This is a genomic window from Ferrimonas sp., from assembly GCF_048263965.1.
In the GTDB taxonomy this organism is placed as follows: domain Bacteria; phylum Pseudomonadota; class Gammaproteobacteria; order Enterobacterales; family Shewanellaceae; genus Ferrimonas.
Map to the genome: position 1 here is coordinate 131,567 of NZ_JBLXDO010000001.1, position 13,403 is coordinate 144,969.

Here is a 13,403-nt window from a genome sequence, read left to right on the forward strand (position 1 = left end):
GGTACCCATGAAGTTTACCGATATCTTTATTCGTCGTCCGGTCCTGGCCATCGTTCTGAACCTGCTGCTGCTGGTGTTCGGTGCCCGGGCCCTGATGGACATGCAGGTGCGCCAGTATCCGGATATGGAGATTGGCCAGATCGACGTGACTACCGTCTATCCCGGCGCCAACGCCGAGCTGGTGCAGGGCTTCGTGACCCAGCCCATCCAGGAAGCGATCTCCTCCGCCGAGGGGATCGACTATGTGACCGCCAGTTCCAAGGCCGGTGTGTCCACCATCTCCGTGTTCCTCAACCTGGGCTACGACGCCAACACCGCCATGGCGGAGATGCTGACCAAGCTCAATGAGGTTCAGGGCCGTTTGCCCCAGAGTATCGACGATCCGGTGATCGCCAAGAGCGTGGCCGGTGGCGGCGCCATCATGTACCTGGCTTACTTCAGTGACACCATGAGTGGCGTGGAGATCACCGATTACCTGAAACGGGTGGTGCAGCCCAAGTTCACCGAGGTGGAGGGGGTGGCGGAAGCCCAGCTCTACGGTGAGAAGGAGTTCTCCATGCGCATCTGGCTGGATCCGGTGCGGATGCAGGCCAATGGGGTGACCGCCGATCAGATCAATCAGGTACTGACCCAGAACAACTTCCAGTCCGCCGCCGGTGAGGTGCGTGACAGCTACACCGTGACCTCGGTGCGGGCTTCCACCTCCCTGCAGGATGAGGCGTCGTTTGGCAACATCACCGTGAAGAGCGACGGCAACGCCGTGGTGCGCCTGCGTGATGTGGCCCGCATCGAGCTGGCGGCCAAGTCGGAGAAGGTGCAGGGCCTGTTCAAAGGCACGCCCGCCATCTTTGTGGGCATCACCACCACCCCGGAAGCCAACCCACTGGATGTGGCCAAGGGGGTGTACAAGGTGCTGCCCGAGATCGAGCGTAACCTGCCCGACGGTCTGAACCAGGTGATGAACCACGATTCCACCGAGTTTATCCAGGAGTCCATCGACGAGGTGCTGACCACCCTGGGTGAAGCCGTGGTGATCGTGGTGATCGTGGTGTTCCTGTTCCTGGGCTCCCTCCGCAGTGTGATGATCCCCATCGTCACCGTACCCCTCTCCCTGGTGGGTGTGGGTCTGGTGATGCTGGGCCTGGACTTCTCCATTAATCTGCTGACTTTGCTGGCGCTGGTTATGGCCATCTCCCTGGTGGTGGATGACGCCATCGTAGTGGTGGAGAACGTTCACCGTCACATTGAGGAGGGGCTCTCCCCGGTGCGGGCGGCCGTCGTCGGCGCCCGTGAGATCGCCATGCCGGTGATCGCCATGACCATCACCCTGGCTGCGGTATACGCGCCCATCGGCTTTATGGGGGGCCTGACCGGCTCCCTGTTTACCGAGTTCGCCTTTACCCTGGCCGGCGCGGTACTGATCTCCGGCTTTATCGCCCTGACCCTGTCGCCGATGATGGCCAGTAAACTGCTGAACAAGGAAGACTTGCACAAGCCTTTTCCCCAGTTCCTGGATCGCCTGTTTGACCGGGTGAAGGATGGCTACCAGCGGATCCTGGAGCAGGTGGTCGGCTACTACAAGGCGGCCATGGTGACCGCGGCTGTGCTGCTGTTTGCCGCCATCGGTGCCATGTTTATGATGACCCAGTCTGAGCTGGCTCCGGATGAGGACCAGGGCTACCTGTTCAACATCGCCAGCGGGCCGGACAACGCCAACGTGAACTACGCCGTGGCCTATGGCCATGAGTTCATCAACATGGCCTCCCAGTACCCCGAGTACAACATGGCCCTGGTGTTTGCCGGTTACCCCAGTGAGAGCGGCTTCTTCTCGGTGCTGGGCCTTAAGCCCTGGAGCCAGCGGGAGCGCAGTCAGATGGAGATTCAGCCTCAGGTGCAGCGCGATGCCAAAGGGATTGCCGGCCTGGAGATCTTCAGTGTGAACCCACCGGCCCTGCCCGGGGTGGCCTCGGGCCTGCCGGTGAACTTCGTGGTGACCACCACCGCGGATCACGCCACCCTCAACGAGGTGATGACCAAGCTCAAGCGTGAGGCGCTGCAGAGCGGCCTGTTTATGGTGGTGAACAGCACCCTGAAGATGAACAAGCCCCAGGTTCACATCGAGATCGATCGGGAGAAGGCGGGTCAGCTGGGGATCTCCATGCAGACCATCGGCAGCGTGCTCTCCACCCAGCTGGGTGACTTCCGCACCAACTACTTCGACATTCAGGGACGCAGCTATGAGGTGATCCCTCAGGCGGATGCGCCGTTCCGTTCCACCGCGGACCGCATCGCCGACCTCTATGTCAGCAGTGACACCGGGGCCTCCATTCCTCTCTCCACCGTGGTGACGGTGAAGGAGGAGGTGATCCCCAATGCCCTGACCCAGTTCCAGCAGCTGAACTCGGCCACCCTGGAGGCGATGCCCATGCCCGGTGCGGCCACCATCGCCGATGCTCATACCTTCCTCAAAGCCAAGCTGCAGGAGATCGCCCCCAAGGGCTATGCCTATGACTTCGGTGGTCAGAGCCGGCAGTTTGAGACCGAGGGTGGCGCCCTGTACGTCACCTTTGCCCTGGCGCTGGTGGTGATCTTCCTGGTGCTGGCGGCCCAGTTTGAAAGCTGGCGGGATCCTGTGGTGGTGCTGGTGACCGTGCCGTTGTCCATCTTCGGGGCGATGATTCCCCTGTTCCTGGGGGCGGCCACCCTGAACATCTACACCCAGGTGGGTCTGATCACCCTGGTGGGACTGATTTCCAAGCACGGCATCCTGATCGTGGAGTTTGCCAACCAGTTGCAGCGCACCGGTAAGGCCAAGGCGGAAGCGGTGATTGAGGCGGCGGCCCTGCGTCTTCGCCCCATCCTGATGACCACCGCCGCCATGGTGCTGGGGGTGATGCCTCTGGTGCTGGCGTCCGGTGCCGGTGCGGTTTCCCGATACAACATCGGTCTGGTGATCACCGTGGGCCTGTCCGTGGGCACCCTGTTCACCCTGTTTGTGGTGCCGGTGATGTACACCCTGCTGGCCAAGACCATCAGTGTGGAGGAGGAGCAGGCGATGCTCCAGGAGACCCGAGCCTAAGCCCTGGGTTCCACAACGAAACGAACCTGACTTTGACGAGTCCGGGCCACCCTTCGGGGTGGCCTTTTTTTGTAAAGAGCGCCAAAAAAATCTGCAGAAGACTTGATCAAATCTAAATAATAATTATTATCATCCGCATTCAAATAAATGAGTGATCTCAATTTTTAGGGACCGGATACCATGTTCAAGCCTTCACCCACAGCACTGGCCATCCTGGCCACCCTCGCTGCCCCACACACCCTGGCCGAAGAGGCCAAGGCCACTCTGTTCGATGACGTGGTGGTCTCCGCCAGCCGAACCTCCGCCCAGAAGGCGGAGGAGGTGCCCGCGGCGATGGTGGTGGTAGACGCCCAGCAGATCGATGACCGCCAGATGAACAACATCGCCGATCTGGTGAAGTATGAGCCCGGGGTCGAGGTCAGTGGCAGCGGCCGTTTCGGCCTGCAGGATGTCACCATCCGTGGCATTGGCGGCAATCGGGTGAAGATCATGATCGATGGGGTGGACCAAATCAACGGCTACGACTCCGGCACCCAGTTTATGCGCTCCAGCCGCAACTTCGTCGACATCGACAGCCTCAAGCAGGTGGAGGTGACCAAGAGTCCCGCCTCCAGCCTCTATGGCAGCGATGCCATCGGTGGAGTGGTCGCCTTCACCACCAAGGATCCGGCGGATTATCTGCAAGCGGGGGACGATACCGCCCTGTCCATCAAGGCGGGTTACCGGGGCGACAGTCAGACCTTCTCCGAAACCCTGACCCTGGCCAACCGCAGCGGTGACTGGGAGTCCCTGTTGCTCTACACCCGTCGCGACGGCCATGAGACCGAGACCCAGGGCAGCGTGGGTGGCATTGGCGACGACCGTACCAAGGCCAATCCCATGGATGTCACCAGCAACAATGTGTTGGCCAAGCTGATCTACGCGGGCCAGGGCGATCACCGGGCCGGCGTAGTGGCCGAGTACTACGATTCCACCACACAGGGGGATCTGCTCTCCGAAAACGATGGTGACCCCGGCGCCCCCGGGGTGACCTACGCCAATATGCAGGCGGATGACGCCAGCACCCGTAGCCGTTTTGGCCTGTTCCACGATTGGCAGGCCAACCTGGCCGCCTTCGATACCCTGAGCTGGAAACTGGACTACCAGGACAGTGAGTCCGATCAGGTGACCCGCAACTGGTACTCCTTCTACCAGACCAACCGGGCCATGTCCCGTCAGTATCAGGAGAGCAGCTGGCAGTTTTCCCTGGATCTGGCCAAGTCCCTGGATAGTGGCTCGGTTAAGCATGAGATCAGCTATGGCGCCGACTTCAACCGGGAAGACCTGGAGAACCTGAACGTCACCACCTATGACAGTGACCGTCCCACCGACATCGCCCGTTACGCCCCTAAGGCCGAGGCCACCACCTATGGTCTCTACCTGCAGGATGAGATCAGCATCGGGGCACTGACGCTGATCCCCGGCCTGAGGTACGACAACACCGAGATGAAGCCGGAGATCGATGAGTATTACCACGGCGGAGACGATTTCAAGGATCACAAGAGCGACAAGCTCACCTGGCGCCTGGGTACCTTGTATGAGTTTACCGACCACCTTACCGGGTTCTTCAACTACGCCCAGGGATTCCGTTCTCCGGATCTGAAGGAGATGTACTACGCCGAGGACAGTGGTCGGGGTTATGCCCTGCTGGCCAACCCGGATCTGAAGCCGGAGGAGAGCGATGCCTTCGAGCTGGGACTGCGTGGTGCCGGCAGCTTCGGGGCTGCTGAACTGGTGGTGTTCTACAACCAGTACGACAACTTCATCGAACAGACGGTGGACTACTCCAATCCCGCTTACCCCTATGGTCAGATGCAGTACAACAATGTCTCGGAAGCCACCATCAAGGGGATCGAGTTTAAGAGCCAGTTGTGGCTGGATGTGCTGATGGGGGCGCCGGAAGGCATGAGCCTGACCCTGTCGGTGGCCTACGCCGAGGGGGAAAACGACACCAAGGGAGTTCCGCTGAACGGCATCAGCCCTCTCAATGGAGTGATAGGCCTGGCCTATGACGATGTGGATGGTGTCTGGGGCGGCACCCTGGACTGGACCCTGGTTCAGGGTAAGGATGAGTCCGACATCGACGCGCCGACGGATCGTACCGGTAACCCGGTCACCCCCTACACCACCGCCGGTTATGGGGTGCTGGACCTGACCGCCTACTACAACGTCTCCGAGGCCTTTGTGGTTCGTGGCGGGGTATTCAACCTGCTGGATAAGAAGTACACCCGCTGGGATGATGTCGCTGGCATCGAGGATGGTCGCAGTTACATGGACAGATACACCCAGCCTGGCACCCATGTGGGGATCAACGCCACCTACAGTTTCTAAGAGAACCGATCTCCTGACGCCACTGGCTGCCTCCGGGCAGCCTTTTTTATGGATACGCGTTTAAAACGGTCAATTACTTTCGTCCTATACCCAGCCCGAGTTAAACCGTGCTAACTTGGGATATTCTTTGTCACTCAGGCCAATTTGCAGGAAGGTCGCCATGTCGTTCAAGCCGTTTAATCCGCCATCCCGGACCCTGATGGGCCCGGGCCCCTCCGATGTTCATCCTCAGGTGCTGCAGGCCCTGGGTAAGCCCACCGTGGGCCACCTGGATCCCAGCTTCATCGCCATGATGGACGAGGTGAAGGCGCTGCTGCAGTACGCCTTTCAGACCGAGAATCCCTTCACCATCGCGGTATCGGCGCCAGGTAGTGCCGGCATGGAGACCTGCTTCGTCAACCTGATGGAGCCCGGTGAAAAGGTGATCGTCTGCCGCAACGGGGTATTTGGTGAGCGGATGCGTCAGAACGTTGAGCGTCTGGGCGGTGAAGCCGTGGTGGTGGATGATGCCTGGGGAACCCCGGTGAGCGTCGACAAGGTGGAGGCGGCCCTCAAGGCTCACCCCGACGCCAAGTTCCTCGCCTTCGTCCATGCGGAGACCTCCACCGGCGCCCTGTCCGACGCCAAGGCGCTGTGTGCCCTGGCCCGGGCGCACGACTGCCTCTCCATCGTTGATGCGGTGACCTCCCTGGGTGGGGTTGAACTGCGAGTGGACGAGTGGGGCATCGACGCCATCTACTCAGGCAGCCAGAAGTGCCTCTCCTGTGTCCCCGGCATCTCACCGGTCTCCTTCTCTCCCAGGGCGGTGGCCAAGCTGGAGGCCCGCAAGACTCCGGTGCCCAGCTGGTTCCTGGACCAGACCCTGGTGATGGGGTATTGGAGCGGCACCGGTAAGCGCAGCTACCACCACACCGCCCCGGTGAACAGCCTCTACGCCCTGCATGAATCCCTGCGCCTGCTTCACGAAGAGGGGCTGGAGAACGCCTGGGCCCGCCATGCCAGCATGCACCAGAAACTCAAGGCAGGACTGGAGAAGCTGGGCCTGAGCTTTGTGGTGGAGGAGGCCCACCGCCTGCCTCAGCTGAACGCCGTCTACATTCCGCAAGGGGTGAACGATGCCGAGGTGCGCAGCCAGTTGCTCAACCGATTCAACCTGGAGATTGGTGCCGGCCTGGGGGATCTTGCCGGCAAGGCGTGGCGCATCGGCCTGATGGGCTACGCCGCCCGGGAAGAGAACGTCACCCTGTGCCTGGGCGCCCTGGAAGAGGTGCTGAGCTAGGCTCAGGGAGAGAAAAACAAAAGGCGCCATCGGCGCCTTTTTTTGATCAGTGTTGGTCGAGCCACTGAGTGATGGCAGTCAGCACCTGTTCGCGGATGCTGGGGATCTCCACCAACAGCTCATGTCGAGCGTCACTCAGGGAGATCAGCTGCATATTCTGGCCCAGAGCCACCACTTGCTCCATCGCCTGATTGTCGACGATGGCATCCTGACCCGCTTGCATCACCAAGGTGGGGGTGATCAGCATGTGCGCCTGCTGCTTGATCCTGTCCATGGCGGCGAAAGACTCCACCATCCAGTGGTTGGAGGGGGAACCCAACTGCAGCTGAGGGACCTGTTGGTAGAGTGCCTGGAAAGCCTGGTATCGCTCAGGGTCCTGAGTCAGCGCATTCTCTTCGAACGGGATGGGCTGGTAGTCCGTCCCTCCGGGAATGTAGTCGGGCCTGCCCTGCCACCGGTTCCAGCTCGCCAGCATCGACAATACCGGCTGTAGGGCCCACCTGGGCCCGGGGAGCTGGATGCCGTACATGGGGGCAGAGAACACCGCAGCGTCAAAGACTCCTGGGTGTGCCAGGATATAGAGGGTGCCAATGGCGCCGCCCATGGAGTGGCCCACCAGGTAGAGCTTCTTCGGGTTGCTGGGCTGCACCACCTGAGTCACAAAGGTGTGCATATCTTCCACATAGTGTTCAAAGCGCTGAACATGACCGAGGAAACGATTGCTGCTGAGTCGATCGGACAGCCCCTGGCCGCGGTGATCCCAGATAAAGACCTCGAGCCCACTTTTGTGCAAGTCTTCGGCCAAGCCATCGTATTTCAAATAGCCTTCTGATCGCCCGCTGGCGATCACCACGGTGCCACGAGCGAACGGGTTGGGCAGATGGGCATACCTCAGGGTTACCCCATCGACACCGGTAAACTCCCCTTGAACTGCCTGTTGCCAGAGAGAGGGGATGGCCACAGCGGCTTGAGTCATAACGAGTCCCAAAAGAAACAGAAGGCTGCGTAGCATAGTGAGATCAACGGTTATTGGGAAGCCTTGGCCTTCTGCCGGGCTTCAAAGGCGGCCATCTGCTCGGCAGTGGCGGGTTTCTGATACTTGGTCTTCCAGCTGTCGTAGGACTCGCCATAGACCACCTCTCTGGCCTGATCGTAATCCACCTCTTCTCCGCGCTCCTTGGCTTCTGCCATGTACCATTTGGCCAGGCAGTTGCGGCAGAAATCCGCCAGGATCATCAGCTCGATGTTCTGCACCTCCTTGTGGTTGTCCAGGTGGCTGAGCAGGCGGCGGAAGGTGGCGGCTTCAATCTCGGTCTGGGTGTGTTTATCCATAATCTCTTGCATCTCCTTGTGGGGGAAACGCCAGTGTACCCCCATCTGAGTCACTATAGTATCCAACAGGGCATGTTGATACTCTGGTAGGACCGCCCATCACATGGGTATCTCACGGAGAGATCTCTTGAAGTTTGAACACTTTGGCCAGGGGAACCCCGCCCTGGTCTTCAGCCATGCCAATGGCTTTCCCCCGGCCACCTACCGTCAGCTGTTTCAGGCCTGGGGGGCGGCGGTGGAGGCGCCCCTGCTCAAGCCTCTGACCAGTTCGGTGGACGAGGCGGCCAGTGACATATGGTGGCACATGGCCGAAGAGCTGGCGCACTGGCTGGAGAGCCAGTCCGAACCCAGGTTGCTGGCGGGCCACTCCATGGGGGCGGTGGTCAGCTGCCTGGCGGCGATGCGATGTCCGCACAAGGTGGCGGGGCTGATCATGTTGGATCCTGTGTTTCTGCCAACCCGCTGGGTGGCCCCAATGCGGCTGATGCCCAAACGCTTCAAGGTGAAGCAGCCTCTGGTGGCCAAGACCCTGCGTCGCCCCCATCAGTTCGGTGACCACCAGGGTGCCTTTCAGTTTCACCGGGGCAAGCGGGTGTTCGCCGGCATGGACGATGAGGCGCTCACCGATTACATCCATGCGGCGTTTGAGCCCAATGACCAGGGGGTGGCACTCAGATACAGCCGTGAGTGGGAGGCGCACATCTACCAGACCGCGCCCTGGATATGGCCCAGGCTCGGCAGGCTCAAGGTGCCGACCTTGATCATCCGCGGCGCCAACAGTGACACCGTGACCCCGGGGAGCTGGGCGCGCATCGGCCGTCTCTGCCCCGAGGCCAGCCGCGTCGAGCTGCCGGAGTGTGGTCACCTGCTGCCCATGGAGCGACCGCAGGCGGTGGCGACCGCCATACATCAGTGGCTGGATACGCTGAGGTAGAGAGAGCGAAACTCAAGAGGTGCCCAGGGCACCTCTTGCTGTTTTAGCCTTGCTGACTGGTGATCCACTGGCGCACTATGCGTTCCAGCTCTGCCAGGGGCACGGAGCCGTTGGCCAGCACGGCGTCGTGGAAACTGCGGATGTCGAATCTGTCCCCCAGAACCTGCTGTGCCTCGTGACGCAGACGCCACAGGGTCAGCTCACCCATCTTGTAGGAGAGGGCCTGTCCCGGCCAGGAGATGTATCTGTCCACCTCAGTGGTGACGTTGTGCAGGGAGAGGGCGGTATTGCCGGCCATAAAATCGATGGCCTGCTGGCGGCTCCAGCCCTTGGCGTGAATGCCGGTGTCCACCACCAGGCGGCAGGCGCGCCACATCTCGTAGCTGAGGCGGCCAAAATCGGCGTAGGCGTCCTCATAGTAACCCGCTTCCACCCCCAGTTTCTCCGAGTACAGGCCCCAGCCTTCGCCGAAGGCGCTGATGTAGTGGTAGCGGCGCAGGGGATGCACCTCGCCCAGCTCCCGGGTCAGAGAGATCTGCAGATGGTGGCCAGGCACCGCTTCATGCAGGGTGAGGGCGGGCAGGGCATAGAGGGGGCGTTTGTCCAGGGCGTAGGTGTTGACCCAGTAGTAGCCCGGCTGATGGTCGCCACTGGGGCCGGAGTAGCGCCCCGTGGTGTACTTGGGGGCGATCTCTGCCGGTACCGCCATTACCCCGTAGGGGGTGCGCGGCAGCTTGCCAAAGAACTTCGGCAGCATGGCGTCTGCCCTCTTGGCCAGCCAGGCCGCTTCCCGCAGCAGTTGCTCCGGGGTGTCGGCATAGAAGCGCGGGTCTGTGCGCAGGAAGGCCAGGAAGTCGGCAAAGTCCCCCTCGAACGCCAGCGACTCAATGATCGCCTCCATCTCGGCGCGAATGCGGGCCACCTCTTTCAGCCCCAGCTGATGGACCTCGTCCGGGGTCATGGGCAGGGTGATGAAGTGATTCACCCGGTTGGCGTAGTAGGCGCCGCCCTCCGGCAGCTCGTCGGCGGCGATGCTGGCGCGAGCGGCAGGCCGGTACTCCTCAACAAAGAAGGTCAGGTAATCACGGTAGGCAGGCAGCACCTGCTCCCTGACCGCTTTGAGGCCAGCGTGCTTGAGGGTCTCTGCATCTGCCAGATTCGCGGGCAAAGTGGTGAAGGGCTGGTAGTAGAGGCTCTCTTTGGCGTCATCGGGCAGGTAGGCTTGGATGGAGCTTTCAAACCCCTTGAGCACCACCTGGGGCTGGGTGTAACCGAGCCGCACCCCTTCGCGCATCCAGTGGATCTGCTGCTGGAAGAGTTCAGGCAGGGCGGCCAGCCGGGACAGATAGGCCTGGGCCTGTTGCGGGGTGCTCAAGGTCAGGCCGGCGGCGATGCCGGCCACCTCATTGTGAAAGCCGCCTTCGGCGGTCAGGGGCATCAGGTATTCGCGGAAGCGATAGCTGTCGCTGCGGTTCTCCAGAATCCCCATCAGGATAGACAGGTTGACCCGGCCCTCATCGCCAAGGGCGTCGGCGTCGATGCTTCGGGCCTGAGTCAGCAGGGCCTGGTTGGCGTCATAGGCGCTTTTCAGCGCCTGGGGGCTGTGATCGTCCAGCCTGGCCAGGGCATCGGCATTGCCAAAGTGAGCGGCCATCTGCGGAGAGCGCGCCAGCTGCTGTTGCCAGGCCTGATCCATCAGGTCGATGACTCTGTCGTCGGCACCGGGGGGCTGGGTGGCGGCGCAGCCGGTCAGCACCAGCAGGGCACCGATAAGCCAGTTTTTCATGATCCTGTCCCTATGTTGAACTCTAATTTTTAATTATTCTTAAACCGTCATAAACGGCGCCCCAATTTTATACAGATTCCCGGGGTTTGTTGTTGGCAAATAACATCCCTTTACCAAAAAGAGAGACCCATGATTGATCAAGGCATACTCCTGACCGACCTGCATCGTCACCTCGATGGCTCGGTGCGTCCCGAAACCGTGCTGGATCTGGCCCGTCAGTTCAATGTGACCCTGCCCGCCTATGAGATGGACGCGCTGCAACCCTACCTACAGGTGATCGACCGCTGCCCCTCGGTGGAGGCCTTGCTGGCCAAGCTGGATTATCAGGTGGCGGTGCTGGGGGATCTGGATGCGGTGAACCGGGTGGCCTATGAGAATGCCCTGGATCTGGCCGCCAATGGGGTGGATTACGGCGAGCTGAGGTTCTCTCCCGCCTACATGGCCGGTCCCCACGGCTTGTCCCAGGAAGGGGTGGTGGAAGCGGTGATCGATGGGGTGGCGCGCGGTGCCCGGGACAGCGGCATCATGATCAACCTTATCGGCATCCTCTGCCGCGGCGACGGCCAACAAGCCTGTCACCGTGAGCTGGATGCCATCCTCAGCCAGAAAGAGCAGTTCGTCGCCTGTGACTTGGCGGGTGACGAGGAGGGGTTCCCCGGGGACCTGTTCGTGGACCACTTCAGGCGGGTGCGCGATGCCTACCTCAATGTCACCATTCACGCCGGTGAACCCGGCCCGCCGGCCTCCATCTGGCAGGCGGTGACCGAGCTGGGCGCCACCCGGCTGGGCCATGCCACCACGGCGCCACAGGACCCTCGCCTGCTGGCGTTTCTCAAGGAGAAGGGGATCGGCATCGAGTCCTGCCCCACCTCCAATGTCCACGCCAACTCGGTGGCCGATTACCAGGTGCACCCCATCCGCACCTTTGTGGAGCAGGGGCTGAAGGTGTGCCTGAATACCGATGACCCCGGGGTATCCGCCAACTCCATCCCCTTCGAGTACCAGATGGCCAGAGAGCGCATTGGCCTGAGTGAGGCCCAGTTGCGCACCATTCAGCAAAATGGCGCCGAGCTGGCCTTTATCTCCGACAGTGATCGCCGGGCGCTGCTGCAGAAGAAGCAAGGCCGCTGACAGACAGCCACAAAAAAGGGTCGCCGAGGCGACCCTTTTTCATCTGTGGATGATCAGATCACCCGGGAGAACTGCTGCTGGCGGGCTTTGTCGCGCAGGTAGCGGTCAAAGCACATGCAGATGTTGCGGATCAGCAGGCGGCCCTGACCGGTCACTTCGATGCGATCTTCGCTCATGCGCACCAGGTCGTCTTCGATGAAGGGCTTGAGCAGCTTCTGGTCCTCTTCGAAGTACTGGTTGAAGTCGATGTTCCACTGCTTCTCGATGGCGCCCTTATCCAGCTGGAAGTGGCAGATCAGCTGCTTGATCACTTCGCGGCGGATAAAGTCATCGGTTTCCAGACCGCAGCCTTTGATCATGGCGTGTTCGTTGGCGTCCATCGCCTCGTAGTAGTCCTTCAGGTCCACGGCGTTCTGGGCGTAGGCCTTACCTATGTTGGAGATGGCGGACGCGCCCAGACCCAGCAGGTCGGCGTCGGGCTGGGTGGTGTAGCCCTGGAAGTTACGGTGCAGCTGGCCGGCATTCTGCAGGCGGGCCAACTCATCTTCAGGCTTGGCGAAGTGGTCCATGCCGATGAACTGGTAGCCATAGCCCATCAGGGTATTGATGGTGTTTTCCAGGAGCTTCAGCTTCTGGTGCGGCGTCGGCATATCCTCTTCTTTCAGCTTTCGCTGGGCGGCGAAGCGGTGAGGCAGGTGGGCGTAGTTGAAGACACTCAGGCGATCCGGATCCAGATCCTTCACCCGCTCCAGAGTCTTGGCAAAGCTCTCGGGAGTCTGATGAGGCAGGCCGTAGATCAGGTCGATGTTGGTGGAGGTAAAGCCCAGTTTACGGGCGTGCTCGATGAGGTCGAAGATGAACTGCTCATCCTGTTCGCGGTTGACCGCGACCTGCACCTCTTTGTTGAAGTCCTGCACACCCACGGAGATGCGGTTGAAGCCCACCTCCTTCAGTACTTCCAGAGTGTCCAGTTCAATTTCTCGGGGATCCACCTCGATGGCGAACTCACCCTCGTCGGCGAAGTTGAACTTCTCTTTCAGCAGCTTGACCAGACGACGGATCTGCTCATGGTTGAGGAAGGTGGGCGTACCGCCGCCCCAATGCATCTGGGTAACGCTGTACTCTTTGAACAGGGGGGCACGGGCGTTGATCTCACGCTCCAGGTAGTCCAGGTACTGATCCGCCTTGTGGGCGTGACGGGTGATGATCTTGTTGCAGCCGCAGTAGTAGCAGAGCTTATGGCAGAAGGGGACATGGATATAGAGGGACAGGTTGCGTTTGTCCGAATCCTGAATCGCTTCCCGCAGGTGCTGGTCGGTGTAGTCCTTATGGAACTCCACAGCGGTGGGGTATGAGGTGTAACGGGGGCCGCTGTAGTTATACTTCTCGATCAGGGCCTGGTTCCAGCTAATCTTATCCTGCACTGCATTCTCTCCTGCGGCATGAGTGAGCCGATGATATTGCGGCATCCCGAGGTCTGGTTGCGTTCCAG

The 13,403-nt window shown here is 60.9% G+C and carries 9 protein-coding genes; 5 read left to right on the plus strand and 4 right to left on the minus strand.

Features of this window, described 5'->3' with window-relative positions; translation table 11 throughout:
• Positions 1-7 precede the first annotated feature (7 nt).
• From ACN0RV_RS00615 to ACN0RV_RS00625, 3 genes are all read left to right on the plus strand, one after another.
• Positions 8-3,079 (plus strand): efflux RND transporter permease subunit, encoded by a 3,072-nt coding sequence (locus tag ACN0RV_RS00615; RefSeq protein WP_417344636.1) that lies wholly within the window; start codon positions 8-10, stop codon positions 3,077-3,079.
• A 180-nt stretch (positions 3,080-3,259) separates the two neighbouring features.
• A complete protein-coding gene (locus tag ACN0RV_RS00620) occupies positions 3,260-5,449 on the plus strand; it encodes a TonB-dependent hemoglobin/transferrin/lactoferrin family receptor (RefSeq protein ID WP_417344638.1) in 2,190 nt (729 codons plus the stop codon).
• Between the two features lie 160 nt (positions 5,450-5,609).
• Positions 5,610-6,728, plus strand: coding sequence for a pyridoxal-phosphate-dependent aminotransferase family protein (locus ACN0RV_RS00625; protein ID WP_417344640.1), 1,119 nt, complete (start codon positions 5,610-5,612; stop codon positions 6,726-6,728).
• 46 nt (positions 6,729-6,774) lie between these two features.
• Here the strand turns inward: ACN0RV_RS00625 and ACN0RV_RS00630 are convergent, their stop codons facing one another.
• Positions 6,775-7,704, minus strand: a complete 930-nt coding sequence (locus ACN0RV_RS00630) for an alpha/beta fold hydrolase (protein ID WP_417344641.1) — start codon at positions 7,702-7,704, stop codon at positions 6,775-6,777.
• Between the two features lie 50 nt (positions 7,705-7,754).
• Positions 7,755-8,060 (minus strand): DUF1244 domain-containing protein, encoded by a 306-nt coding sequence (locus tag ACN0RV_RS00635; RefSeq protein ID WP_417344643.1) that lies wholly within the window; start codon positions 8,058-8,060, stop codon positions 7,755-7,757.
• Positions 8,061-8,187: 127 nt separating this feature from the next.
• On the opposite strand from ACN0RV_RS00635, the gene ACN0RV_RS00640 reads away from it, so the two are divergent.
• Complete coding sequence (locus tag ACN0RV_RS00640) at positions 8,188-8,994, plus strand: alpha/beta fold hydrolase (RefSeq protein ID WP_417344644.1); 807 nt, start codon at positions 8,188-8,190, stop codon at positions 8,992-8,994.
• A gap of 43 nt (positions 8,995-9,037) precedes the next feature.
• On the opposite strand, the gene ACN0RV_RS00645 is transcribed toward ACN0RV_RS00640, so the two are convergent.
• Positions 9,038-10,780 (minus strand): DUF885 domain-containing protein, encoded by a 1,743-nt coding sequence (locus ACN0RV_RS00645; RefSeq protein ID WP_417344646.1) that lies wholly within the window; start codon positions 10,778-10,780, stop codon positions 9,038-9,040.
• A 129-nt stretch (positions 10,781-10,909) separates the two neighbouring features.
• On the opposite strand from ACN0RV_RS00645, the gene add reads away from it, so the two are divergent.
• Positions 10,910-11,911 carry an adenosine deaminase gene (gene add / locus ACN0RV_RS00650; RefSeq protein WP_417344648.1) on the plus strand — a complete coding sequence of 334 codons (1,002 nt, stop codon included), beginning with the start codon at positions 10,910-10,912 and terminating at the stop codon, positions 11,909-11,911.
• 53 nt (positions 11,912-11,964) lie between these two features.
• Here add and hemN read toward each other — a convergent pair whose 3' ends face one another.
• Complete coding sequence (gene hemN, locus ACN0RV_RS00655) at positions 11,965-13,380, minus strand: oxygen-independent coproporphyrinogen III oxidase (RefSeq protein ID WP_417344650.1); 1,416 nt, start codon at positions 13,378-13,380, stop codon at positions 11,965-11,967.
• Positions 13,381-13,403 lie beyond the last annotated feature (23 nt).

Bases quoted from the DNA above. Each gene is read 5' to 3' on its own strand.
- ACN0RV_RS00615 (WP_417344636.1), top strand. From the start codon at position 8: ATGAAGTTTACCGATATCTTTATTCGTCGTCCGGTCCTGGCCATCGTT.
- ACN0RV_RS00645 (WP_417344646.1), bottom strand. From the start codon at position 10,780: ATGAAAAACTGGCTTATCGGTGCCCTGCTGGTGCTGACCGGCTGCGCC.
- ACN0RV_RS00625 (WP_417344640.1), top strand. From the start codon at position 5,610: ATGTCGTTCAAGCCGTTTAATCCGCCATCCCGGACCCTGATGGGCCCG.
- ACN0RV_RS00630 (WP_417344641.1), bottom strand. From the start codon at position 7,704: ATGACTCAAGCCGCTGTGGCCATCCCCTCTCTCTGGCAACAGGCAGTT.
- ACN0RV_RS00620 (WP_417344638.1), top strand. From the start codon at position 3,260: ATGTTCAAGCCTTCACCCACAGCACTGGCCATCCTGGCCACCCTCGCT.
- add (WP_417344648.1), top strand. From the start codon at position 10,910: ATGATTGATCAAGGCATACTCCTGACCGACCTGCATCGTCACCTCGAT.
- hemN (WP_417344650.1), bottom strand. From the start codon at position 13,380: ATGCCGCAATATCATCGGCTCACTCATGCCGCAGGAGAGAATGCAGTG.
- ACN0RV_RS00635 (WP_417344643.1), bottom strand. From the start codon at position 8,060: ATGGATAAACACACCCAGACCGAGATTGAAGCCGCCACCTTCCGCCGC.